Annotated in this window: 19 protein-coding genes; 4 read left to right on the top strand and 15 right to left on the bottom strand. The window is 65.3% G+C overall.

The window, feature by feature from the left end:
• Positions 1-343: 343 nt before the first annotated feature.
• Positions 344-1,588 (top strand): hypothetical protein, encoded by a 1,245-nt coding sequence (locus GSQ92_RS20560; RefSeq protein WP_158804460.1) that lies wholly within the window; start codon positions 344-346, stop codon positions 1,586-1,588.
• Positions 1,589-1,670: 82 nt separating this feature from the next.
• Here the strand turns inward: GSQ92_RS20560 and GSQ92_RS20555 are convergent, their stop codons facing one another.
• From GSQ92_RS20555 to GSQ92_RS31070, 5 genes are all read right to left on the bottom strand, one after another.
• A complete protein-coding gene (locus tag GSQ92_RS20555) occupies positions 1,671-2,354 on the bottom strand; it encodes an ABC transporter ATP-binding protein (RefSeq protein ID WP_158804461.1) in 684 nt (227 codons plus the stop codon).
• Positions 2,347-3,600, bottom strand: a complete 1,254-nt coding sequence (locus GSQ92_RS20550) for a lipoprotein-releasing ABC transporter permease subunit (protein WP_158804462.1) — start codon at positions 3,598-3,600, stop codon at positions 2,347-2,349. The genes GSQ92_RS20555 and GSQ92_RS20550 overlap by 8 nt, the downstream gene beginning before the upstream one ends.
• Positions 3,600-4,922, bottom strand: coding sequence for a proline--tRNA ligase (gene proS, locus GSQ92_RS20545; protein WP_158804463.1), 1,323 nt, complete (start codon positions 4,920-4,922; stop codon positions 3,600-3,602). The genes GSQ92_RS20550 and proS overlap by 1 nt, the downstream gene beginning before the upstream one ends.
• A gap of 35 nt (positions 4,923-4,957) precedes the next feature.
• A complete protein-coding gene (locus GSQ92_RS20540) occupies positions 4,958-5,980 on the bottom strand; it encodes an acyltransferase (protein WP_159013882.1) in 1,023 nt (340 codons plus the stop codon).
• A gap of 407 nt (positions 5,981-6,387) precedes the next feature.
• Complete coding sequence (locus tag GSQ92_RS31070; protein ID WP_305782231.1) at positions 6,388-9,822, bottom strand: ribonuclease E/G; 3,435 nt, start codon at positions 9,820-9,822, stop codon at positions 6,388-6,390.
• Between the two features lie 529 nt (positions 9,823-10,351).
• Between GSQ92_RS31070 and GSQ92_RS20525 the strand changes: the two genes are divergently transcribed.
• Complete coding sequence (locus GSQ92_RS20525) at positions 10,352-11,206, top strand: N-acetylmuramoyl-L-alanine amidase (protein WP_158804465.1); 855 nt, start codon at positions 10,352-10,354, stop codon at positions 11,204-11,206.
• Between the two features lie 7 nt (positions 11,207-11,213).
• Here the strand turns inward: GSQ92_RS20525 and eutC are convergent, their stop codons facing one another.
• On the bottom strand, positions 11,214-11,990 hold the full coding sequence (eutC, locus tag GSQ92_RS20520) for an ethanolamine ammonia-lyase subunit EutC (RefSeq protein ID WP_158804466.1): 777 nt from the start codon (positions 11,988-11,990) through the stop codon (positions 11,214-11,216).
• Positions 11,987-13,363, bottom strand: coding sequence for an ethanolamine ammonia-lyase subunit EutB (locus GSQ92_RS20515; RefSeq protein WP_158804467.1), 1,377 nt, complete (start codon positions 13,361-13,363; stop codon positions 11,987-11,989). The genes eutC and GSQ92_RS20515 overlap by 4 nt, the downstream gene beginning before the upstream one ends.
• Positions 13,364-13,689: 326 nt before the next feature.
• On the opposite strand from GSQ92_RS20515, the gene GSQ92_RS20510 reads away from it, so the two are divergent.
• Positions 13,690-14,871 carry an energy transducer TonB gene (locus GSQ92_RS20510; RefSeq protein WP_158804468.1) on the top strand — a complete coding sequence of 394 codons (1,182 nt, stop codon included), beginning with the start codon at positions 13,690-13,692 and terminating at the stop codon, positions 14,869-14,871.
• Positions 14,872-15,054: 183 nt separating this feature from the next.
• Here the strand turns inward: GSQ92_RS20510 and GSQ92_RS20505 are convergent, their stop codons facing one another.
• The 8 genes from GSQ92_RS20505 to pdhA all read right to left on the bottom strand — a co-directional run bounded on the left by GSQ92_RS20505 (position 15,055) and on the right by pdhA (position 22,965).
• A complete protein-coding gene (locus GSQ92_RS20505; protein ID WP_158804469.1) occupies positions 15,055-15,546 on the bottom strand; it encodes a hypothetical protein in 492 nt (163 codons plus the stop codon).
• Positions 15,547-15,653: 107 nt separating this feature from the next.
• Positions 15,654-16,127, bottom strand: coding sequence for a type II toxin-antitoxin system RatA family toxin (locus tag GSQ92_RS20500; RefSeq protein ID WP_158804470.1), 474 nt, complete (start codon positions 16,125-16,127; stop codon positions 15,654-15,656).
• Positions 16,127-17,113: a lipoyl synthase gene (lipA, locus tag GSQ92_RS20495; RefSeq protein ID WP_158804471.1), complete on the bottom strand. Its 987-nt coding sequence runs from the start codon at positions 17,111-17,113 to the stop codon at positions 16,127-16,129. Before lipA ends, GSQ92_RS20500 begins: the two co-directional genes overlap by 1 nt.
• A gap of 72 nt (positions 17,114-17,185) precedes the next feature.
• A complete protein-coding gene (gene lpdA, locus GSQ92_RS20490) occupies positions 17,186-18,586 on the bottom strand; it encodes a dihydrolipoyl dehydrogenase (RefSeq protein WP_158804472.1) in 1,401 nt (466 codons plus the stop codon).
• A 152-nt stretch (positions 18,587-18,738) separates the two neighbouring features.
• Complete coding sequence (locus GSQ92_RS20485; protein WP_158804473.1) at positions 18,739-19,230, bottom strand: GNAT family N-acetyltransferase; 492 nt, start codon at positions 19,228-19,230, stop codon at positions 18,739-18,741.
• 10 nt (positions 19,231-19,240) lie between these two features.
• A complete protein-coding gene (locus tag GSQ92_RS20480) occupies positions 19,241-20,581 on the bottom strand; it encodes a pyruvate dehydrogenase complex dihydrolipoamide acetyltransferase (RefSeq protein WP_158804474.1) in 1,341 nt (446 codons plus the stop codon).
• Positions 20,582-20,593: 12 nt separating this feature from the next.
• Positions 20,594-21,949, bottom strand: coding sequence for a pyruvate dehydrogenase complex E1 component subunit beta (locus tag GSQ92_RS20475; RefSeq protein WP_158804475.1), 1,356 nt, complete (start codon positions 21,947-21,949; stop codon positions 20,594-20,596).
• Positions 21,950-21,954: 5 nt separating this feature from the next.
• On the bottom strand, positions 21,955-22,965 hold the full coding sequence (pdhA, locus tag GSQ92_RS20470; RefSeq protein WP_371418042.1) for a pyruvate dehydrogenase (acetyl-transferring) E1 component subunit alpha: 1,011 nt from the start codon (positions 22,963-22,965) through the stop codon (positions 21,955-21,957).
• Between the two features lie 339 nt (positions 22,966-23,304).
• On the opposite strand from pdhA, the gene GSQ92_RS20465 reads away from it, so the two are divergent.
• Positions 23,305-25,239, top strand: coding sequence for a Hint domain-containing protein (locus GSQ92_RS20465; RefSeq protein WP_158804476.1), 1,935 nt, complete (start codon positions 23,305-23,307; stop codon positions 25,237-25,239).
• The last annotated feature ends 36 nt before the right edge of the window (positions 25,240-25,275 follow it).

Here is a 25,275-nt window from a genome sequence, read left to right as displayed (position 1 = left end):
GGGGCCGAGCACCTGTCCCCCTGTCGCGGTTCGGCGGGCAAGCTGGCGTGGCCACGAACGTTACAGCCAGCCCGTTGGCACGGCGCAGCGCACTGACAACCCAGCAAGCCAGTGTTCTGACTCTCACCGACGCCGAAATTCTTCAGTACTATCTGATGGTCGGCGACATCGAATTGGCACCAGCCCAAACCGAGCCTGCCACCAGAGCGCTTCGCGCCGATATCCGCGCCGCCTTTCAGAGCACAAGCCCGTCCCTGGAAGCGATCAAAGCGACTGGGAGCCGGGCGCTCATCGCTGGGGCAACGGGCCGCCCAGGAGGATCCGGCTGCCGGTTTCCGCCCGTATGAGTATCACCACGAATTCCAGCTACGCCCCGCCAGCCTCCTTTCTGCCGCCGATTCAGCCCATCGCTCAACACTTCGTTGTGCCGGGCGCGGTACCGGATTTCCCGCCGGGTATGCCGCCTTTTGCACAATCGACGGGCCGAAACATGACAAGCGCTGGGCTGTTACGGTTCGGCAGACGAGCCCCAGCAGCCCCGAACATGCGGGGTCCGTCCGCCGAGCGGGTCGAATTGACTGAACAGCAAGCCGGCCTAGTGAAGCTCACCAATGCCGAAATTGTCGGAACCTATCTAAAGATTGGCGGGACTGAACTGCCCCTCAACGCAACCCAACCACAACTCAGTTTGTTTCTCGACGAACTCTCTACGGCCGTGCACAGCAAGACGGACGACGGGCAGCAGGTCAGGACGAATGTGCAGATCATCACTCTGAACAATATATTGAACCGGGTCGAAGCGTTCCGTCGAGTGATGAGTGGATCGCGGGAAACCGTGCGGCAGCGACTGCTAGCTTCTGGCGATCAGGACGGAGCGTCGTTTCTCAATAGAGCGGTCCAGCAATGCACCAATACCGTCCTCAAAGAATTATATAATGGCTACCCCTATCCGGAGATTCGAATCAGTCCCGATACCTTGCTGGAAAAGCTACACTCGCTGCGGAACAGGGAGAATTTCGTCCGATCGCGGCTCGGCGCCGAGTCTCAACGGAGAGAGCAGGAGAACCAGCGCCAATTAAACCAACAGCGACAGACCGAGGAGGCGACGATTGCCGCAACGTCGCGTTTTTATGCGAGCTGCACCAATTCCGACATCCTCGGCACACAGGATGTGCCAACAGGGGAAAATTCACCAAGTAGCGCTTCGTGCCTGAAGGGAGGGGAACTGCTCTGGGGCAGCTTCCAGGCGCTGCTTCAGCACGGCGTTCGAGCTCGCACTATTATCCCGAAACAGGACTGGCCTTTTGCCTTCATGACCTGGGGCATCGTTGATTACGCTGACACCTTGGCAGGGATCCGGACCGAGGTCACAAGCCACTACGCGAGAGATCTCCGGTCGCTCGTCTACTTGGGACCAACGACCTATAGCAGGGATCTTGGCGTGACCTGGCATGACAACCCCTACCCAACCAGTCCAGCCCTGGAAACGATCAAAGCAACTCAAAGCAACGCGCTCATTGCCGGGGCTGCGGCTCGCCCCCAAGGAAGCGGCTGCCAGTTTCCGCCTCCGACCGGCGGCCGCCGCTGATGCTCGCAGGCGCGTGGCGAGAGCCGGGCTGGACTGGGCTCCCAGGTTCGCTCGTAAGAAGACGTGGTTTGGGCGACCGGCCCTAGACCACGCGCCCGTCGCGCAGCGTCATCCGGCGATCCATCCGCGCGGCCAAATCCGGGTTGTGCGTGGCGATCAGCGCCGCCACCCCTTCGTTCCGCACCGCCGACAACAGCTCGGCGAAAACGACATCGGCGGTAGCAATGTCGAGATTGCCGGTCGGCTCGTCGCACAACAGCAATCGCGGCCGGTTGGCGAGCGACCGCGCAATCGCCACGCGCTGCTGCTCGCCGCCCGAAAGCTTGCCGGGCAGGTGCTTGAGGCGATGTGCAAGCCCAAAGGACTCCAGCAGTCCCGCCGCCCGCAGCTGCGCCTGTTTCCGCCCGACGCCCGCGATCATCTGCGGCAGCACGACGTTTTCGAGCGCCGTGAATTCCGCGAGCAGGTGATGGAACTGGTACACGAACCCGATGCGGTCCCGGCGAATGGCCGTCCGCGCGGAATCCGCCAGCGCACCTGAATCGCGCCCCTCGATCAGCACGCGCCCGCCATCGGGCCGGTCGAGCAGCCCGGCCAAATGCAGCAGCGTCGACTTGCCCGAGCCGGAGGGAGCGGCCAGCGCCACGATCTCGCCGGCAGCGAGTTGCAGATCAACCGCCGTCAGGACGTCCAGCGCCCCGGCGTCAGTGCGATAGCTCCGCCGCACCGCCTCCATCAGCAGCACGACGCCCGAGCCGTTACTCATGGCGCAGCGCTTCCACCGGATCGGTGCGCGCCGCGCGCCAGGACGGGTAGAGCGTCGCCAGCAGCGACAGCACGAGCGCCATCACCACAACCTCGAGAACCTCCTGCCAATCCAGAACGGCCGGTAGTTGCTCCAAGAAATACACGGTCGGATCGAACAAAGTCGTGCCGCTGATATTCTGCAGGAACTGCCGGATATTCTCGATATTCGCGCAGAAGACGACGCCCAGCAGAAAGCCGATGGCCGTGCCCGTCACGCCAATCGAGGCGCCGGCCATCAGGAAGATCCGCATGATGGCGCCCCTACCCGCGCCAAGCGTCCGCAGCACGGCGATGTCCCGCGTCTTGTCCTTCACCATCATGATCATCGACGAGATCACGTTGAAGGCCGCCACCACGATGATCAGCGTCAGGATGAGGAACATAACATTCCGCTCCACCGTCACCGCCGCGAAGAAACTGTCATTCGACTGCTGCCAGTCGATCACCTGCACCGGCCGCCCCGCCAACACCTGGCTGATCCGCTGGTTCACCGCGCCAACCTGGTCGGGGTTCTTGACCATCACCTCGATCTGCGTCGCGCGCCCATCGGCAGAGAAAAAGGTCTGCGCGGCGGCCAGCGGCATGAAGACGAAGGTGCTGTCGTATTCCTGCATGCCGACGTTGAAGATGCCGACGACCTTATAGGCGCGGATGCGCGGAATGGTACCGATCACCGTCGCATTGCCCTGCGGCGAAACCACCGTGACATTGCCGCCAACCTGCAGGTTAAGCGAGCGCGCGAGTCCAGTGCCAACGATCACCGCGTTGTCGCCGGTGAGATTATCCAACGACCCCTGCACCAGATGGCCGCTTACCGCCGGCATCGCCTTGAGATCCGCCAGCGTCATGCCACGGATGACGCCGCCGACCGCGCCGCCATGCTCGCCTGTCAGCAGGACCTCGCCCTGGAACACTGGCGCCGCCGTCAGCACGCCCGGAATGCCGCGTACACTGCCCGCCATCTGGTCGTATTCGACGATCTGAGTGCCCCCGGCGCCGTAAATGCCGAGATGACCGTTCAGGCCGAGGATGCGCGACAGCAGCTCGGTGCGGAAACCGTTCATCACGCTCATCACGATGATCAGCGTCGCCACACCGAGCGCGATGCCGACCAGCGAGAAAATCGCAATGACGGAAACGAAGCGCTCACCCTTGCGGGCACGCAGGTAGCGGCCGGCGACGGCTCGCTCGAAGGCGTTGAACATCAGAGGCGCTTCGTCCCGACCTTCGCGAGAGCATCCTCGACACTCAGCTCCTCGCGCTCGCCAGTGGCGCGGCGCTTGAGTTCCACGCGCCCGGCGGCGGCACCGCGCGGGCCGATGATGACCTGCCAGGGATGGCCCATCAGATCCGCGTCGTTGAACTTCACGCCCGCGCGCTCGGAGCGGTCGTCGTACAAGGCGACCGCGCTCAGCTTGCCATACACGTCCTCGCTCAGCGCATCAGTCACCGCGTCCCCCTGCTTGAGGTTGAGCACCCCGGCCTGGAAGGGCGCCACGCTATCCGGCCAGATGATGCCGGCCTCGTCATGGCTCGCCTCGATCAGCGCACCGACCAGCCGGCTCACGCCGACGCCATAGCTGCCGCCATGGGGATTGACCGGCTTACCGTCCGCGCCGGTGACACTGAAATTCATCGCCTGGCTGTATTTGGTGCCGAAGTAGAAGATATGGCCGACCTCGATGCCGCGCCCCTCGCGGCGGCGGCTCGCCTCCACTTGTTCCCAGGCGGCCGTGTCGTGCTTCTCGTCCGTCGCGGCATAGCTGCCGGTCATGGTGTCGTAGAAGCGGGCGAGGTCGTCAGGCGCCGTGATATCAAAATTGCCGGCGCTGTAATCCACTTCCTCGAAAGCCGCGTCGTAGAAGACCTGGCTCTCGCCGGTCGGGGCCAGGATGATAAACTCGTGGCTAAGATCGCCGCCGATGGGGCCGGTATCCGCCACCATGGGGATCGCCTTCACGCCGAGGCGCTGGAAGGTTCGCATATAGGCCAGCATCATCTTGCGATAGCTGATGACCGCGCCGGGATAGTCGAGGTCGAAGCTATAGCCGTCCTTCATGAGGAATTCGCGGCCGCGCATGACGCCGAAACGAGGACGCACCTCGTCGCGGAATTTCCACTGAATGTGGTAGGCGATCTGCGGCAGTTCCTTGTAGCTGCGCACCGAGCTACGGAAGATGTCGGTGATCATCTCCTCATTGGTCGGGCCATAGAGCAGGTCGCGCTTATGCCGGTCGGTGATGCGCAGCATCTCCTGCCCGTAATCCTCGTAGCGGCCGCTTTCGCGCCACAGGTCGGCGGCCTGGATCGTTGGCATGAGCAGTTCCTGCGCGCCCGCGGCGTCCTGCTCCTCCCGCACGATATCGGCGATGTTGTTGAGCACGCGGAGGCCGGCGGGCAGCCAGGCATAGATGCCGGCGGCCGTCTGCCGCACCAGACCGGCACGCAGCATGAGGCGGTGAGAGGCGATCTGCGCCTCGGCGGGCACTTCCTTGAGGGTCGGTACCAGGCTGCGGGATAGGCGCATCGCTTCCGTTCACTCCGTCTGCAGGCGGGAAGGGTCTAACGATCAACCGCCCGGCCCGCCAGATGGCGGATCGCGGGGCGCTCCACGAATCGCGCAAGGAGCCAGGCGAGCGCCAGGATCGCAAGAGACATGAGCGCCGCCCAGGACCATGCATGCCGGCTGGGATCCAGGCCGGCATGCCGCCAAAGCCGCGCGAAGGCGAGTTCGACCGGCGCGTAGGACATGTAGGCGCAGTAGGAGAGCCCGCCGAGCGCCGTAAGGCCCGGCACCCGGCCAAGAACGCGGTTTCGATTGGCCGCGAGCGAAAGAAGGCAAAGGAAGATACCGCCCACCGCCACGGCATCGGCGGCGGAATCTGGCGTCCCAGCCAAAATGCCGAGCGTCGCCACCATAAGCCCCACAAGACCCGCCAAAGCCGCGTTACGCTGCCCCATGGCCGGCAGCATGATGGCGATCGCCATTCCGGCCAGGAACTCCGGAAAAAACCGCCAGAGCGCACCGGCATAGGTCAGGTTGAGACCGGCGGGCGAGAGTAGCGCCACGGCCCCCAGCGCGGCCCACAGGACCAGGGAGCCCAAAGCCGCAATCCTCACTCCGAAACCCGAGACAAGGCTCAGAAGGAGAGGAAAAGCCAGATAGCCGGCCCATTCCGTGCTGACCGACCAGGACGGATAGTTCCAGCTCCAGCCTTGGCTGGCGCCCCAGCCATTCAGCATGAGGAGCTGCAGGAAAAACTCGCGTCCACTGGCACGACCTGCCTGATGTGGCGCAACGCCTGCCGCCTCGGCGAGCAGGAACCAGCCGCCGAGCAGCAGAAGCAGGGTGAGGTGGACAGGATAAAGCCGGACGAGACGGCGCCACCAGAAGAGCAAAACGTCGCGGGGTCGCAGTCCCAGGCTTGGATAGCGATGGGCGAGCACACAGCCCGAGAGGATGAAGAAGCCATCGACGCCGAGGTAGCCGCGCTTCACCCAGGGACGCAGAAGCGGAAAAGCCAGATGAAGGTCGAGATGATAGGCCAATACCCAGAGCGCAAGTAATGCGCGCGCGGCCGTCAAATCCGGCAACTTCCGCGAGCTATCATCAACTAACAGACCAGCGGTATCTTCGTTGTAGGAATATTGGTTCGTAACTACGCGACTAGGTAAATGTTTCGATAAAAATTCGTGCACAACGACACAATAGCTCGTGACAGGAGGCTGCCCGCTAGATAAAGAAGTGCCCGCGACGCCATCGCGCCGCGGGCCAAGTTTAGGGAGGAAACGCCAGTCACACGACAGAATGAGGACCTAACCTCATCCGTGACTGAAGCATGCGGAGATAATCCGCCCTCGTCCATTAGAAAAGTCTGAAGTTTTCCCGGTTTTTTTCGAATACGAACGAGTTATGCCCGTTTCGTAATCAGTCTTGCGTTGGATGCCTCAGACGATGGCAGGCCCGCGTCAGCGGGCCTGCCATTTCTATGTCAGCGCTTCCACCATCCGCGCTTCTTTTCCGCACCCACCGTATCGACTCCAACCACCACCGGCTGGATCACCGGAGCGGCCGAACGCTCGGCTTGTTCAGCATAGGGATCGGACGCCGGGGCCTCGGTGCCATCGGGCGGGATCAGTGGCGCGGGGTCGAAGACATTGCTCCTGATGCCCGAGTTGAGCGGCGGCTGGTGCACCATCTCCTCCTCAAGCTGAGCATCCTCCTCGCTTGGCATGCGCGGCGTCGGCGCCGCAGCCGCACGAGCGCGTGGCGCAGCGCGCCGACGAGGCGCCGGCGCGCTGTGAACTTCGTCCGGCGCCAATTCGCCTAGCAGCTCCAAAGGCGCCGCGGCCTCCTTTGGCTTCCGGGCCCTTGGGGTGCGCGCGGGAGCGCGCCCCTTGCGCGCCACCGGCGCCACTTCGACCGCTTCAGCGGGCACCACGTCGGCAACGGGCGCCGCAACCTCGGGCGTCTCGACCGCCGGACTCTCAGCCGCGACGGCCATGTCCGCCGTCGAAGCTTCGTCGGCCGCGAAAGCCTCGGCGGCTGCCACCGCGCTTTGCTCCGGGACATCAGACGGCGCGAGTCGCGTGGGTTGTGGCTCCGGCACAAAGTCTAGCGCCGCGAAGAGCTCATCGACCTGCCCCGCATAGGGATTGGCCGGGGTTGGACCGCGATACGGAACCGGCTCACCGGTGCCGCTAACCTCGCTGCGCCGCCCGCCACCGCGACTGCTGCGCCGGCGGCGGCCACCGGTCGTCTCCGCCATAGCCACCGGCTGCGGCATCTCGGGCGATGGCCCGATCGGCGGCATGATGTCGGGACCAGGGCCGCTGGGATCACCCGGAATCTCCGGCCCCGGACCATTCGGCACAGGCAATTCGGGTTCGCGGCCCGGACGCTCCGGTATTTCGGGTCCCGGACCGGGAACCGGACGATCGGGCAGCGGCGGAACGCCCGGATCCCGTGGCCCGGGCGAAGGCTCGTCCGGAGAGATCGGCGGGATCGCCGGCTCCTGCGGCGCGGGCGTGGGATCGGCTGCCTGAAGCAGGTCGCCGTCTTCCTCGTCGTCGCTCTCGAAGCCGCCTTCCGACTGGAACTCGCCTTCGCCCTGGAACGGCTGCGTATTATTCGCGGCGCCAGCCTCCTGGCCTTCCTCACGACGGCCGCCACGACGGCGGCGGCGACGGCGACGGCGACGCTCCTGTCCTTCCTCGCCACTCGCGCTCTGCTGCGCATTGGGCTGGACCTGCGCCTGCACCGCGGCAGCGATGATGGCCGCCTCGGGAACGGGCACGGATTGCGGTGTCGAATGCAGCACTGCGGCGGTTTCCCCTGCTTCATCCTCCGCGGCGGTGTCATAGACCGCAGTGGCGGAGGTGTTCATGGCGATCGGGCCGCCGATCTGCGGCGCCTCGCCACTCTGCACATAGGGTTTCGAACGCTCGATGCGCACCTGCGGCGCCAGTAAACTCTCGTCCTGCAACAGGATGATCTGGATGCCGTGAATACGCTCGATCGCCGCCAGACGCTCGCGCTTGAAGTTGAGGATATACATCGCGACCGCACCGGCGAGATGCACCTGCAACTCGGACGCACGGCGTCGCGCCGCCTCTTCCTCAAGCGCACGCAGCACATGGATGGCCGAACTTTCGACGCTGCGGACGTGCCCGAGGCCAAGGCAATGCGGGCAAGTCACGAAGGCGGTCTCGGCGAGCGACGGGCGCAGCCGCTGACGGCTCATTTCGAGCAGGCCGAAATGGCTGATCTGGCCAATCTGGATCCGCGCGCGATCGTTTTTCAGCGCTTCCTTGAGGCGCCGCTCCACCATCGCATTGTGCTTGCGGCTCTCCATGTCGATGAAGTCGATCACGATCAGCCCGGCGAGATCCCGCAGGCGGAACTGGCGCGCCGCCTCATCCGCCGCTTCGAGATTGGTGCGCAGCGCTGTCTCCTCGACATTGCGCTCGCGCGTCGAGCGGCCGGAATTCACATCGACCGCGACCAGCGCCTCGGCCTGGTTGATCACCAGATAGCCGCCGGATTTGAGCTGCACGGTCGGGCTCATCATGGCGTCGAGCTGCAACTCGACCTGATGCTTGGCGAAAAGCGGCAGGTCGCTGTCGCGCCATAGCTGGACCTTGGAGACATGCTGCGGCGTCAGCATCCGCATGAAGTCGCGCGCGGCCTTCCAGCCGGCCTCGCCATCGACCAGCACTTCCTCGATATCGCCGGTATAGCCGTCGCGGATCGCCCGTTTGATAAGGCTCGCCTCCTCGTAGATGAGGGACGGCGCCACCGATTGCAGCGTGTGGTCGCGAATATCGTCCCACAACCGCAACAGATACTCGCAGTCGCGCCGGATCTCGGGCTTCGGCCGGTTGGCGCCGGCGGTGCGGACGATCATGCCCATGCCCGCCGGCATATCGACTTCCTTAATGACCTCGCGCAGGCGCTTGCGATCGGCGAGCGAGGTGATCTTGCGGGAAACCCCGCCGCCGCGCGGCGAATTGGGCATCAGCACGCAGTAGCGGCCGGCCAGCGACAGGTAGGTGGTCAGCGCCGCGCCTTTATTGCCGCGCTCCTCCTTCACCACCTGGATCAGCATGATCTGGCGGCGGTGGATGACTTCCTGGATCTTGTAGTTGCGCATGAAGCGGGTGGACTGGCGCCGCTCGGGCGCCTCCTCGCCGCCATCATTGCCCTCGGCGCCGCCGATATTCTCCGGCGCCTCCTCGGTCGCGTCATCCTGCGCGACGGAAACATGGCCCTCAGGCTCCGCGAAGGACGGCAGATCCGCCTCGGCCAGTTCGGGAGGCGCCTCAGCCGAGATTACGATATCCCGCGCCATCGCCGCAGGCTGCGCCCTCGGCGTGGATGTCGCTTCGCTTTCTTCCTCGGCCGGCGGCTCGACTGAAGCGCCTATAAGGGCTTCGGCCGCAACGGTCGGCTGTTCGGCGGGCGCGTTTTCGAGTTCCGCTTCAACCGCCGCCTCGAAGGCGGGCTCGATCGCATCGAATTCCGAAATGATCGGGGCTTCGCTCTGCGCTTCGGCAAAGCCGGACACCTTGCGGCCCCGCGAGGCCGCGCGATCCTGAGCGGCTTCCTCGGCCGCCTCAGCCTCCTCCTCGGCGCGCAACTCGGCCGCCTCGATCTCGAGCAGGCGCTGCCGGTCGGCGACGGGGATCTGGTAATAGTCGGGATGGATTTCGCCGAAAGCCAGGAAGCCGTGGCGATTGCCGCCGTATTCGACGAAGGCGGCCTGAAGGCTGGGTTCTACCCGGATGACCTTCGCGAGGTAGATGTTACCCTTGATCTGCTTCTTGGTGGAGGTCTCGACGTCGAAATCCTCGAGCTTCGTGCCGTCCAGGATAACGACCCGGGTCTCCTCCGCATGGGTCGCGTCGATGAGCATTCTTTTCGTCATGTACTGAAAAACTCCGGCGTGCCCGGAATGCGGGCACGGCCGCCGATACGCGGCGACTTGCAATGAGTGAAATAAGGTGGCGGCTGGTCCACGGATCGGACGGCCTTGCTCTCACAATGAGGCTCTGAAAGGCCGTCGTCATCGAACGTGTCCCTACCACCGGGGGATGCGCCGCTCGCTCACGAACGGCTGTGTTGATAAGGCGCGGTCCTGGCTCGCTCCCGCACCGCGTCACGCTCGCGGCGCGCCGCGGAGGCGGAAACGGATGAGGCCGGGTTAGACCCGTTTGCCTGAACACGCAGAAGCGGGGAGCCGGAGCCGACGATCGGCACATCCAGCACACGCCCTGCCTATAAGGATGAGCCAAACCGCCAGGGGTTGCAAGGCGACCCGATCGCCGAGGCCGATTATGCCGCAAATTAATATCGGCCATCTCAAAGGAAAGATGATTTCGCGAAGCTCACCTGTTAAGTTCTGCCCCGTGAACGCTCAAAACACTCAGGGAAATGCGCTTCCTGCCTCCCACGCCATGATCGAGCGTAGACTCGTATTGGGCACGGGCGTTATCGCGAGCCTGTTGTTGCCGAGCTGGATCCTGCCCGCCCTTGCCCAAGCGGAGACCCTGAGAAAGCGGTTGCACCGCGGCGGCAAACACGCCCCCGCGACGGTCGCGCGCTCTTCCAAGCATTCTCCGGTCGTCATGCTCGACCCGGGTCACGGCGGCAAGGATCCGGGCGCCATCGGCGTCGCCGGCACCTACGAAAAGCACGTGGCGCTCGCGGCCGCGCATGACCTCAAGTCGCGCCTCGAGAAGGGCGGCCGCTACCGCGTGCTGATGACCCGCGCCGGCGACCGCTTCATCCCGCTGGAGGAACGCGTCGGCCTAGCTCAGCAGCACGGCGCCGATCTCTTCGTATCCATGCATGCCGATTCGGTCCCCGACCACAGCGTGCGCGGCGCGAGTGTCTACACGCTCTCCACCAACGCCTCGGACGCCCAGACCGCCGGCCTCGCCGCGCGCGAGAATAGCGCGGACCGCTTCGGCGGCCCAGGTTTCACCGGGGTCTCCCCCTCAGTTGCCCGGATACTGGCAAGTCTGGTCGGCCAGGAGACGCGGATCGGCTCGGCGACCTTGCAGCAGGACATGGTGCGCTGCCTGACCGGCGGCACGCAGATGCTTAACCAGCCATCCCGCCACGCCGCCTTCGTCGTGCTGAAATCGGCCGAAATTCCCAGCGTCCTGGTCGAGATGGGCTTCATGTCCAACTTCAAGGACGAGACGGCGCTGCGCCAGCAATCCCACCGCCAGCAGATTACCCAATCGATGTCGGATGCTGTGGATTCCTGGTTCGCCGCCCGCGATGGTGCTCGCATGGCTGGCTGAAGACCAGTCATCCAGCCTGCGGAAGGGCGCCCGGCTGAGGTGTCGCAGCCAACAGCCTGTCGCTGTCGTCCTTGAGGGTAACGCCACTGATTTGCCGCGCCAGAGCCTGGTCGATCAGCCAGCCCACCCGCCGCGCCGCCTCATCCAATACCATGCCTTCTGGCCGGATATTGGAAACGCAGTTGCGATCCGCATCGGTCCGGCCGAGCCGGGGCCCAAAGGTGACGTAAGCGCCCAGACTATCCGGCGAGGACAGACCCGGCCGCTCACCGATCAGCACCAGCATGAGCTTGCTTTCCAACAACTCGCCGACCTCGTCCCCCAAAGCCACCCGTCCGCGCGGCGCGAGGCAGATCGGACCCACCGTTCGGCCGCCGCGCAGAATGACCGGAACCATCAGCGCGAGCAGTGTCGCCGCGTGGCTGCCCGTCGCCAAGGCGGAGAGCCCGCCCGCGACCAGGATCGCGACCTCGGCACCCGGCCCCGCCGTCTTGAGACGAAGCGCCGAATCGGATGCCAGACGACGGCCAAGATCCGGCCGCGTCAGGTAAGTCGCCTGATCCATACAGCGGCTTTCGACATGCAGCACGGTCAGGCCAAGAGGCGTCATCGCTTCCGCCACCGCATCCAAATCCAGCGACGCATGCACCGCATCCCGCGCCAAGGCATGGGCGGCGCGGAAAGCGAGATGGTCGGTGGTTGCTATCCCAGGTCCCGCGCGGCCGAGCCCGATACGCGCGGCGGTCAGGCCGCGAAGATGGCTCCAGCGATCACCGCCGCTCATGCCGCGATCAGTTTGTGGAAGCGCTCCGGCATTTCCAGTGGCCGCACGCGTCCGGCCGCATCCATCAGCCCGGCGCGCTCCAGCCACGCCTCGAATTCCGGCGCGGGCTTCAGCGCCAGCATCTGCCGCAGCGCGAGGACATCGTGGAAACTCGTGCTCTGATAACCGAGCATCACGTCATCCGCGCCGGGCACGCCCATGATGAAGGTCAGGCCGGCCGCGGCGAGCGTGGTCATCAGCAGGTCCATGTCATCCTGATCCGCCTCGGCATGGTTGGTGTAGCAAACGTCGCAACCCATCGGCACGCCGAGCAGCTTGGCGCAGAAATGGTCTTCCAGCCCGGCCCGGATGATCTGCTTGCCGTCATAGAGATATTCCGGCCCGATGAAGCCCACGACGGTATTGACCAGCAGCGGCGAGAAGGCGCGGGCGACGGCATAGGAACGCGCCTCGATCGTCTGCTGATCGCAACCATGATGCGCGTCGGCGGACAGCGCGCTGCCCTGGCCGGTCTCGAAATACATCACGTCCTGACCGATGGTGCCGCGCCCGAGCGAAAGCGCCGCCTCGCGCGCCTCGCGCAAGGTCGAAAGGCCGAAGCCGAAGCTGGTATTCGTGGCCTCCGTGCCGCCGATCGACTGAAACACCAGATCGACCGGCGTTCCGCTATTCATCAGCTCGATCGCTGTCGTCACATGCGTCAGCACGCAGCTTTGCGTCGGCACTTCCAGCCGCTGGCGTAGATCATCGAGCATGCTCAGCAGGTCATGCACACGCTGCGGACTGTCTGAGGCTGGGTTGATGCCGATCACCGCATCGCCGCAGCCCAGCAGCAACCCATCAACGATGCTGGCGAGAATGCCGGCGGGGTCATCGGTCGGATGGTTCGGCTGCAGGCGGGAGGCAAGACGGCCCGGCAAACCGATCGTATTGCGGAAGCGAGTGACCACGCGCCGCTTGGCGGAGATCAGGATGAGATCCTGAATGCGGCAGATCTTCGAAACCGCCGCGACCATCTCGGGTGTGAGGCCCGGTGACAGCGCCCCCAGCGCCTCGCCATCCGCCTCATCCGATAGCAGATGATCCCGCAAGCCGCCGACAGTGAGATGGCGGATCGGCGCGAAGGCGGCGGCATCGTGACCATCGACGATGAGCCGCGTGATCTCGTCGCTCTCGTAGGGCACCACGCTCTCGCTGAGAAACGCCGCGAGCGGCAGAGCGGCCAGCGCCATCTGCGCCGCCACGCGCTCCGCCATGCTGGCCGAGGCCACGCCCGCAAGCACATCGCCCGAACGCAAAGGTGTCGCGCGTGCAAGCAATGTGCGGAGATCGGAAAAGCTATAACGCGTGCCGCCGACGGTCTCTGCATACATGGCAACCGGTTCCCAATCCGCTCGGACGCCGAGCACTGCCACGGCACCACCCCCAACCCTCCCTTGGCGGGAGGGGAGAGGTTTTCCCTGGCTAGATTTGCCTCCCTGCAAGGGAGGGGCCAGGGAGGCGTCGCTTGGAGCGACCATAAGGCTGAAAGCGAGGCGCACCCAACGCCCCTTGTCAAAGCGTTCCATCCGCAAGCCGCAACACTCGTTTCGCGGCAGGCAAGCTAATACCCGAGCTTAGACCTTTGGCGCGGCCATGCTATCGGGTGCCCTTCCGCCATCCGAGGCCTGCGGCAAATAGTATGACGAGCCCCCGGCGGATGCCGAACCTAGGACCCGCAGGACCGCGCCGCATCCCGCTCGCGCCCAAGCGCCGAATCGTCGCCCGCCGCCGTCCGCTCGAATGGTCGCTCGCCGTCTCGCTGTGCCTGCACGCTGCGATACTGCTCTATTTCATCATCAATATCCCGCTGAAGCCGCCGCCTGAGGCGACGCCTTCGCCCGCCGTCGATGTCGTCTTCGAGGGCGGCGAGAAGAAAAGCAGCGCGCCGAAAGGCGTGCGCGGTCCCGCGCAGCGGGCGCGCGAAGCGGCGCCACAGGGCGCCGTGCCCCGTCCACCCTCTCGAGTAGCGGAACAAGCCGCGCCGGCGCCCGAGCCGCTCCCGCAACCGCCCCCGCCAGCACCTCCCGCGCCGACTCTGCCGCAACCGCCTGCCCCGCCACCTCCGGCGCCGACTCCGCCGAAACCCACTCCACCGAAACCGACGCCGCCGACACCCATTCCGGCGCCGAAGCCGCCAGCAACACCTAAGGCCCCGCCCCTGCCCAAACCGGCGCCCGTTTTGCCTTTGCCGCAGATCAAGCTGCCGCCACCTCCACCGGCTCTGCCGCCAGCTCCTGTCCCGCCGCCGGCTCCGCCGGTTGAGAGCGAACAGCCCGAGGTCAATCTGGCGCTTCCGCCCGAGCCGCCTTTGCCTGAACTTCCGCCGCCGCCGCCGCCGCCGCCTCGGCCACCAGCCCCCCCATCGCCCCGGCTTGCGCGCCAGGCGCCCTCACGCCGCAGCACCTTGGGTGGCGGCGTCATGATGAACGGTCTCTCCTTCAACGGCGGAGGCAGTCTCAGCGGCGGCCGCAGCACGCGCGGGCTGAACCTATCGCTCGACCAATCGGAGGCCCCGGCGAATGGCGCCGATCTCGCGATTACCGGGGCGATCGGCGCCGACTGGCGCGCCGCCTTCGCGCAATGGGTGGAAGACCATAAATACTATCCGCCAGGCGCGGGCATGCTCGGGCAGGAAGGGCACGTCGTCGTCCATTTCACGGTCGATCGCACCGGCCATGTGAGCGCCCTGTCCTTTGTCACCACCTCCGGCTACGCGCTGCTCGACCAAGCCTGGCTCGGACTATTTCGTGGCGCCGACCTGCCGCCCTTCCCGGCGGGCACCAAGGCGGACAGCGTCGCGATCACCGCCTCGATGCATTACGAGATCATCCGCCCTTAGAGAGTGGGCGCCTTCAGTTTGGCCGTGCCCATTCCTCCCGTCATGCTCGGCGAAGGCCGGGAATCCACGGCTTGCTTTCTGCGCCAAGGCAAGACGTGGATGGCACGCCTTCGCGTGCCATGACGGATCCTCGGTCGCGGTTGAGTATCAGATTAAGCATCCCTCGCGCCCCAACGCGCCGCGTCAATGCATCGTCGCGGCTTGGCGGGGGTTAGACGCCGCGTCGGTCGCGAGCACCTCAAGGCGCATAGAGGTCTCCGGCGCAAGCAGTCTCTGATCCGCCCAGACAAGGACCTGAGCCAGTACCGACGCCGCGCATTGCGCCGCCATCGCCGCCTCGTCGCGCAGGATCGAGCGCAGCAGGATCATCGACTCCAGTGACCGCGCCTGCTGTTGGAGGGCAACCACATGCAGCAGCCGCTTCTCGTCGGCAGACACCGAGCGGTCGCACAGACAGCGAATCGCGATCGGGCGATAGGCCCCCGCCGGCGTTGCCAGCGCCATCATCATCGCGCCGAGCGGCGCCACCGCCTCGCGGCATCCCAGCATCTCCAGCACAGCACCCGTCTCTGGCGAATCGGGCAAACCACGGCGGCGCGCCGCAAGCCAGGCCCGCATCGCCAGCAGCAAAGCGGTCTCCACGGGGGGCAGATGGTGCTGATCATGATGAGCCACGAGTGACGCTCCGATGCAATTGCGAGGCATTCGCAATTGCAATCTACGGAAACGGCTGAGATTGCACAACCGCCCGCCGGTTCTGACGTCAGAACTGATGTGGCAAGTCAGCCTTTCGCGGGAACCGGCACCACGCTCATCGTGGCGGCTGGCGGGCCATAGACATCCCGCGCGCGCTTGAGAAAGGCATAGACCATCCGGCGCACCGCCTCGGTGAAGACAGCGCCGATGGCCATTTGCAACACCCTGCTGCGGAATTCGAAATCAACGAAGAAGTCGATCAGGCAGCCGCGCGGATCCTCGGAAAACTTCCAGCGATTGTTGAGGTAACGGAATGGGCCGTTCTCGTAGCGCACGGTGATATGCCCTGGCCGGTCCAGGGTCACGCGGCTGGTGAAGCTCTCGCGGAACGGGCCGAAACCGATGGTGAGGTCGGCGACAAGTTCCGCATCGGTGTGGCTGCGGATGCGGGCGCCGACGCACCAGGGCAGGAACTCGGGGTACCGCGCGACATCCGCGACCAGGTCGAACATCTGGTCCGGCCGATAGGGCACATGCTTCTGCTCCGCGTAACGCGGCATCAGGCGCCCATGGCGGAGAGTGCTGTCAGCCGCTCGGCCCGCGCCGCCTTCAACGCCGCGAAATCGGCATCGGCGTGGTAGGAGCTGCGGGTCAGCGGCGTGGACGACACCATCAGGAAGCCCTTGGCGCGGGCGAGCGTCGCGTAGTCGCCAAAGGCGTCGGGCGTCACGAACTCGGTGACGCTGACGTGCTTGGGTGTCGGCTGGAGGTATTGGCCGAGCGTGATGAAATCGACATCGGCGATGCGCAGATCGTCCATGACCTGACCGATCTCGGCGCGCGCCTCCCCGAAGCCGACCATCAGGCCGGACTTGGTAAAGATCGCGGGGTTCAGCATCTTCACCTGGTCGAGCAGCCGCAGCGACTGGAAATACCGCGCACCCGGCCGGATTGTCGGATAGAGGCGCGGCACGGTTTCCAGATTGTGGTTGAAGACATCGGGCGCCGCCTCGGCGACGATCTCCACCGCGCCGGGCTTGCGCAGGAAGTCGGGCGTCAGCACCTCGATCGTAGTACCGGGAGCCGCGGCTCGGATGGCACCGATCACCGCCGAGAAATGCCGCGCCCCGCCATCGGCCAGATCGTCCCGGTCGACCGAGGTGATGACCACATGGCGCAGCCCGAGCTTAGCCACCGCATCCGCGACACGCACAGGCTCGCCGGCATCCAGCGCATCGGGCATTCCGGTGCGAACATTGCAGAACGAGCAGGCGCGCGTGCAGGTCTCGCCCATGATCATCATGGTGGCGTGACGCTGCGACCAGCACTCGCCGATATTCGGGCAGGCGGCTTCCTCGCAAACCGTCACCAGCTTATTGGCGCGCATGAGTTCGCGCGTCTCGTGGTAGGTCGGATGGTTGGGCGCGCGGACACGGATCCAGTCGGGCTTGCGCGCGATGGCATTGTCAGGGCGGTGCGCCTTCTCCGGGTGGCGGAGGGTCGCGGTGCCGCCTTCGCGGTGGTCGATCAGAATGCGGGTCGCCATCAGTCTCCCCACGGAGCGGATCAGTAACTAACAGTCATGCTCGTCGGAACAAACCTGACGGGGCGAGCGGGATTAGAAGTGTATGGCGCGGCCCCAGGCGTCAAGCACGGCCTCATGCATGGTCTCGCTGACCGTGGGATGCGGAAAGACCGTCTCCATAAGCTCCTGCTCGGTCGTTTCCAGAGTCCGCGCGATGACATAGCCCTGGATGAGTTCAGTGACCTCGGCCCCCACCATATGGGCGCCCAGCAGCGCGCCGGTCTTGGCATCGAAGACAGTCTTGACCATGCCCTCGGGCTCGCCCATCGCGATGGCCTTGCCGTTGCCGATGAAGGGGAAGCGGCCGACCTTCACCTCATAACCGGCGGCCTTGGCCTTAGCCTCCGTCAAGCCGACGGAGGCTACTTGCGGCCGGCAATAGGTGCAGCCGGGGATATTGCCGATGTCCATGGGATGGACATGCTGTCCGGCGATTTTCTCGATGCACACGACACCCTCATGACTCGCCTTGTGAGCAAGCCACGGCGGGCCGGCGAGATCGCCTATGGCATAGACGCCCTCCTCCTCCGTCCGGCCGAAGCCATCGACTGTGACGTGGGTCCGATCGACCTTCACCTTGGTGCCTTCGAGGCCGAGGTTCTCGACATTGCCGACGATACCGACAGCCGAAATCACCCGGTCGACGGTAAACTCCTCGGTCTTGCCACCCGCCTCGACTGTGACGGTGACGTTATCCGCGCCTTTCTTGGCGCCCTTAACCACCGCGCTGGTGATGATCTTCATCCCCTGCTTCTCGAGCGCCTTGCGGGCGAAGGCGCCGATTTCCTCATCCTCCACCGGCAGCATGCGGTCGAGCGCTTCGACCACCGTCACCTGGGCGCCCATGTTCAGATAGAAGCTGGCAAATTCGATGCCGATGGCGCCGGAGCCGATCACCAGCAGGGTCTTCGGCATCATTGTCGGCACCATGGCCTGCTTATAGGTCCAAATCAGCTTCCCGTCGGCCTCGATGCCCGGCAGTTCGCGGGCGCGGGCACCGGTCGCCAGGATGATATGCGGCGCCTTGAGGGTGACGACAGGCTTGCCGTCCTTCTCCACCGCAAGGGTGTTCTTGCCGGCGAGCTTGCCCTGGCCGTCAAAGACCGTGACCTTGTTCTTCTTGAGCAGGAAGCCGACGCCCGACGCGAGCTGCTTCGCCACCGCGCGTGACCGCTTCACGACCTTTTCGAGGTCGAAGGTGATTGCCTCGCCGGAGCTGAAGCCGAATTCCGGCAGATGGTGCAGCAGGTGGTTTATCTCGGAGGTGCGGAGCAGCGCCTTGGTCGGGATGCAGCCCCAGTTGAGGCAGATACCGCCGAGATGCTCGCGCTCCACCACCGCGGCCTTGAGGCCGAGCTGGGCGGCGCGGATGGCGGCGACATAGCCGCCGGGTCCGCCACCGACGACCACGACGTCGAATTGCTGTTCGGCCATGGTGGCCACTCCCTATGTTAAACCGGCCGAGGGCCGCCACTTCGTCAGACCCGGCAGAGGCCGAGTGTCGATGTCTTAGCGCCGGTCGCCCCGCCTCAAGGCCTCACCGCTGGCCCATCACATAGGCGCGACCGGTCCATTCCGGTCATGCTTCAGCCACGGGCCAGGGCTTCCAGCGCTTCGCCTTCCAGGCGCTGGCGTGTCCAGCCGGACTTAGGCCGCGCGCCGATGCCGCGATAGAAGCGGAGGGCGTTTTCGTTCCAATCCAGCACGTCCCAATCCATGCGGGTGCAGCCTTGCTCGACGGCTCGCGCGGCGAGGAAGCGAAAAATCATGCGCGCTACGCCCTGGCCCCGGCGTGCAGGCTCGACGAAAAGGTCTTCGAGATAGAGGCCGTGGTGTCCGTGAAAGGTGCTGAAGTTGTAGAACCAGAGGGCGAAGCCGACCGCAACGCCATGGGATTCGGCGATAAGCGCCTCGGCCCGTGGCGGCGAACCGAACAGCGACTGCGAGAAATCCGCTTCCGTTGCGGTCACCTCATGCGCCAGACGCTCGAACTCCGCCAAGGCACGGACGAAGCGAAGGATCGTCGCCTCGTCCCCAGGACGAGCCAATCGGAGCGTTACGGCGCCCGGCGTGTCCACGGCCCCCCGCCTAGAGCATGAGGTTCAGCGGCTCTTCCAGAATCGCCTTGAACGCCTGCAACCATTCGGCCCCGAGCGCGCCATCGACCACGCGGTGATCGACGCTGAGCGTGGCGCTCATCACGGTGGCTATGGCCAAAGCGCCATTCTTCACCACCGGCCGCTGCTCGCCCGCACCGACAGCCAGGATCGCAGCCTGTGGCGGGTTGATGATGGCCTGGAAGTCCTTCACCCCGAACATGCCGAGATTGGAGACTGAGAAACCGCCGCCCTGGAACTCCTCCGGCTTGAGCTTGCCGGCCCGTGCCCGCAGGCCGAGGTCCTTCATCTCGTTGCTGATCGTCGCCAGACCCTTCTGATCGGCGCGGCGGATGATCGGCGTGATCAGCCCATCTGGAATAGCGACTGCGACCGAGATATCAACGTCGTCGTAGAAAGCGACGCCTTCTTCGAGGAAGCTGGCATTGACCTTCGGCACGCGGCGCAGCGCGAGCGCCGAGGCTTTGATGACCATATCATTGACCGACAGCTTGAACGCCCCGCCGCCATCCTTAGCGGAGCGGGCGTTCAGCTCGCCGCGCAGCTTCAACAGCGCATCGAGCTCGATATCCATCGTCAGGTAGAAATGCGGGACGGTCTGCTTGCTCTCGGTGAGGCGCTTGGCGATGACCCGGCGCATCGAGGTATGCGGCACGAGCTGGTGCGGCGCGGTGATCGAGGCGGCCTTTGGCGCCGCGGCAGCGGGTGCCTTCGCGGCGGCTGGCGCTGCTGCGGCAGGTGCCTCCGCCTTCGGCGCGGCTGCTGGCTGGCTTTGCGCCGCCTCTACATCGGCGCGGACAATCCGTCCGTTTGGCCCGCTACCGGTAACGCCCGAAAGATCGACGCCGTGTTCCTTAGCGATGCGTTTTGCCAGAGGCGAGGCGATGATGCGGCTACCCCCCGCGCCGTTCGGCTGAGACTGTGCAGCCGGTTGCGCCGCCACCTGAGCGGGAGCCGCTTGAGCCGGGGCCGGCTGCGTGGGAGCGGTCTGTGCGGCAGGCGCGACTGTGGTCGGCGCGGACTTCGGCGCGCCGGTTGCTGGTGCCGCGACATCATCCGGCACCGCCTCACCCTCGGCCACCAGGATCGCGATCGGGGCGTTGACCTTCACCCCCTCCGTGCCGTCGGCGACCAGGATCTTGCCGAGTACGCCCTCATCGACCGCCTCGACCTCCATGGTCGCCTTGTCGGTCTCGATTTCTGCGATGATGTCGCCGGCCTTCACCGTCTCGCCGGTCTTCTTGAGCCATCGGGCGAGCGTGCCCTCCGTCATGGTCGGCGAGAGAGCGGGCATCAGGATGTTGGTCGCCATCGGCGTGCTCCCTCAAACTATCTTGCGAACGGCGTCGACGACCCAATCGGGCTGCGGCAAGGCCAGTTTTTCGAGATTGGCAGCATAGGGCAGCGGCACATCGAGGCCATGCACGCGAACCGGCGGAGCATCCAGCCAGTCGAAGCAATGCTCGATGATCTGCATCGCGATCTCGGCGCCGATGCCGGCGAAGGGCCAGCCCTCCTCAACCGAAACCAGACGGCTGGTCTTCTTCACGCTCTCGACGATGGTCGCGGTATCGAGTGGGCGGAGCGAGCGGAGGTTGATGACCTCGGCGCTGATCCCCTGTTCGGCGAGCTTCTCGGCAGCCTGAAGCGCCACGCCCACCATGATGCTGAAGGCAACGATGGTGACGTGCTCGCCGACCCGCTCGACCTTGGCCTTGCCGATCGGCAGCACGAAGTCCCGCGAGGTCGGGCAAGGGAAGCTCTGGCCGTAGAGCATCTCGTTTTCGAGCACGATGACCGGGTTCGGATCGCGGATGGCGGCCCGCAACAGCCCCATGGCATCGGCCGATGACCAGGGCGCAACGACCTTGAGGCCGGGGCAATGGGCGTACCAGGACGCATAGCACTGGCTATGCTGGGCGCCCACGCGCGAGGCGGCGCCATTGGGGCCACGGAAGACGATCGGCGCGCCCATCTGACCGCCGGACATGTAAAGCGTCTTGGCGGCCGAGTTGATGATCTGGTCGATCGCCTGCATGGCGAAGTTGAAGGTCATGAACTCGACAATGGGCTTAAGGCCGGTCATCGCGGCGCCGACGGCCATGCCGGTGAAACCGTGCTCGGTGATCGGCGTGTCGATGACCCGGCGCGGCCCGAATTCCTCGAGCAGGCCCTGGCTGATCTTATAGGCGCCCTGGTACTGGGCGACTTCCTCGCCCATGAGAAAGACATTCTCGTCGGCGCGCATCTCATATGCCATGGCGTCGCGCAGCGCCTCGCGCACGGTCATGGAGGTGGTGGCACCCCAATCCTTCTCGGGCTCCGACTTGGCAAGCGCCGGGCCTGGCGCGGCGGCGGCAGGTGCCGGAGCGGCAGGCGCTGGCGCCTTGGCTTCCGCCGGTTCCGCCTTGGCCGGCGCTGGAGCCGAGACGGCACCCGGCTCGCCGCCGATTTCGGCGATCGGCGTGTTCACCGCGACACCCTCAGTGCCTTCCTCGACCAGGATCGAGGAGAGCTTGCCCTCATCGACGGCCTCGACCTCCATGGTCGCCTTGTCGGTCTCGATCTCGGCGATGACGTCGCCGGCGCGGATTTCCTCGCCCACCTTCTTGAGCCAGCGGGCGAGCTTGCCTTCTGTCATGGTGGGGGAAAGCGCCGGCATCAGGATCTGCGTCGCCATCAGAGTCAGGCCTCCACCAGGATGTCGGTCCAGAGTTCGCTGGCATCCGGCTCCGGACTGGACTGCGCGAAATCAGCGGCGTCCTGAACCACGGCCTTAACCTCGTCGTCGATCTGCTTGATATCGGCCTCATCCACACCCTGCTCGGTCAGCAGCGCATGGACGGATTCAATGCAGTCGCGCTCACTACGCATCTTCTGCACCTCTTCCCGCGTGCGATATTTCGCCGGGTCGGACATCGAGTGGCCGCGATAGCGATAGGTCTTCATCTCGAGGAGGAACGGCCCCTTCCCCGCGCGGCAATGCGCGATGGCCTGGGTTGCCGCCTCCTTCACCGCGATGACGCTCATGCCATCGACCTGCAGGCCGGGGATGCCGAAAGCCTGGCCGTTCTTGGAGAGGTCCTTGGAAGCCGAGGCCCGCTCGACGCTGGTGCCCATGCCGTAGCGGTTGTTCTCGATCACGAAAACCACCGGCAGCTTCATGAGCGCCGCGAGGTTGAAGCTTTCGTAGACTTGGCCCTGGTTGGAGGCGCCCTCGCCGAAATAGGTCACGGACACATTGTCGTTGCCGCGATACCAATTGGCGAAACCGAGGCCGGTGCCGATGCTGACCTGGGCGCCGACGATGCCGTGGCCGCCGTAGAAGCCCTTGGCTTTGCTGAACATATGCATCGAGCCGCCCTTGCCGCGGGAATAGCCCGTGGCGCGGCCCGTGAGTTCCGCCATCACGCCGCGCGCTTCCATGCCGGTCGCCAGCATGTGGCCGTGATCGCGATAGCTGGTGACTACCTCATCGCCTGGTTTCAACGCGGCCTGGATGCCCACCACTACGGCCTCCTGGCCGATATAGAGGTGGCAGAAGCCGCCGATCAGACCCATGCCATAGAGCTGGCCGGCCTTTTCCTCGAACCGGCGGATAAGGAGCATATCGTGATATGCCCGGAGCAGATCGTCCTTGCCCATCGATGTTTCCCGAATTTTGGTGCGTCGCTTGGGATCGGCTGCAAGTGGCATCCCATTCTCCGTGCTGGCCCGACCGTGCCAGAGGCTGGCGGCGGCGGCGGTCTCTCGAAGCGATAGCTATGTACCGCGAGCGGCACGGCCTGCAAGACCCCTAACCCCTTATGCTGCAACGCAATAATAGCAGTTAACCGAATACTGGTTAACACGCTTGGAATGCAATCCTTGGCTGTGGCTCGGTCGCTGGGAACCCCTCGAAACCGGTCCTGCGGCGGCAGGCGACACGGTCGCCGCAATCCACGTCGAAAACGCAAGTGTAACGGAATTTTTATCTTGCGGCGCTAGTTCCTGAGCGGGCGGCAGCCCAGCCGCAAGCGCAGGTAAATCAATTCGATGCCGGTTTTCATCCCCGACGACACCGCCGATGCCGCCGTCGAGGGCGCCCTGGCTCGCTCGACCTATTCGGTGGATGGCGCAGGGATCAAGGTCGGGATCATTTCCGACAGTTTCGATGCGGATGGCAGCTATGCCGCGGATGTGACCAGCGGCTACCTGCCAGCGGGGATCCAGATCCTGACCGACAACGCTGATGGCACCAACGAAGGCCGCGCGATGGCAGAGTTGATCCACGAGACGGCGCCCGGCGCGGCGATCGCTTTCGCTGATGTGACCGACGGCACCGGCGATGCGACCCAAGGGAACTTCGCCGCCGCCGTGGACGCCTTGGCGGCAGCGGGCTGCAACATCATTGTGGACGACGTTTCGACAAGCGACGAGCCGACCTTCCAGCTCGGCAACGACCTCGACACCGCGATCGCGAGTTTCATCGCGGATGGCGGCGACTACTTCACCGCCGCTGGCAATGACGGCGCCGATTACGACCAGACGACTTTCAGCGCTGGGCTCACCACCATTGCCGGCCTGGGCGAGGTAACCGCCGAGAGCTTCGCGCCGAGGGTGTATCAGGACGCGCTGACCTTGGCGCCGGGGGCGACCGAAGTGGATGTTCGCCTCAGTTGGGACCAGCCTTTCGCGAGCATCGGCGGCGGGGGCGCCTCAGGTGAAGGCTCCGACGACAGCCTGAGTCTCTACCTTATGAACGGCAGCGGCCAGATCGTGGCGGAGTCGGTCGCCGACCAGTCAGGCGGCAATCCGTATCAGGATCTCGACTACACGGCGCCTGCCGGCTCCGACGGGCATTTCTCGATCGTGGTTGCGCTGGCGGATGGCCCGGCGCCGACAACGATCCGCCTGGATCTGGCGAATGATCCGGGCACGCTCGCTTTCCAGGGCGGCGGAGACGGCGATCTCTCCGGCCAGTCGCTAGTCCCCGGCGTCAACAATGTCGGCGCCGTCGATGTCGATGAAACGCCGTCCGAGGATGTGTCGCCGCCGGTCGTTGAAGGTTTCTCGCAATATGGCGGCGGGGAATTGCTGTTCGACGGCAATGGCGTGACGCTACCCATACCGCAGGCGACATCGGGGATCGCCTTCGTCGCGCCGGATGGCGCGACGACGAGTGTGGGACGGCAATTCGCGCCGTTCTATGGAACCTCCCCGGCAGCGGCGGTGGCGGCCGGAGTCGCGGCGCTCATGCTCGAGGCCAATCCAGCGCTTACACCTGCCGAGGTGACGGCGGGGCTCGAAGCCTCCGCCATATCGATGGCGTCACCGGCGCAGAGCGGCGCAGGTTTGATCCAGGCGCCGGCCGCGGTCGCCGAGGCGCTCGGGATGGCGTGTTTCGCCGCGGGCACGCGCATCCGCACGCCCTCCGGCGAGGCAGAGGTCGAAACGCTGCGGGTCGGCGATCTGGTCTCCGTCGCGCGGGGCGGGGCGGAGGCGATTCGCTGGCTCGGCCGGCGCCGGGTGGATTGCCGGCGGCACGTCTCGCCGCATGCCGTTTGGCCGGTTCGAATTGGGGCGGAAGCCTTCGGGGCAGGTGCGCCTCTCCGCGATCTGTTTTTGTCGCCGGACCATGCCGTTCATGCGGAGGACGTGCTCATCCCGATCAAGCATCTCATCAATGGCGTCAGCGTGCGGCAGGCCGGGCGGGACGAGATCCACTACTTCCACATCCAGTTGCCGCGTCATGAGGTGATCCTGGCGGAGGGGCTGCCGGTGGAGAGTTACCTCGATTCCGGCGACCGGCAGGTCTTCGACGAGGGCGTGAGCGACGCACATCCGTTGTTCGGCGGGCTGCGGCAGGATCTGCCCTTGTTGTGGGATGGCGTAGCGGTCGCCGCGCTTTGCGTCACCGGGCCGCCGGTCGAGCGGGTGCGAGAGGCGCTGACGCGACGGGCGGAGGCAATGCGGGCGGAGGTGGAGTGAGCGGGTTGGGGCTGAAAGTCGTGTTGTGGGTTGTGT

Origin of the sequence: Acidisoma sp. S159 (assembly GCF_009766125.1) — a bacterium.
GTDB lineage: Bacteria > Pseudomonadota > Alphaproteobacteria > Acetobacterales > Acetobacteraceae > Acidisoma.
This window is presented reverse-complemented; position numbering and strand designations above follow the sequence as displayed.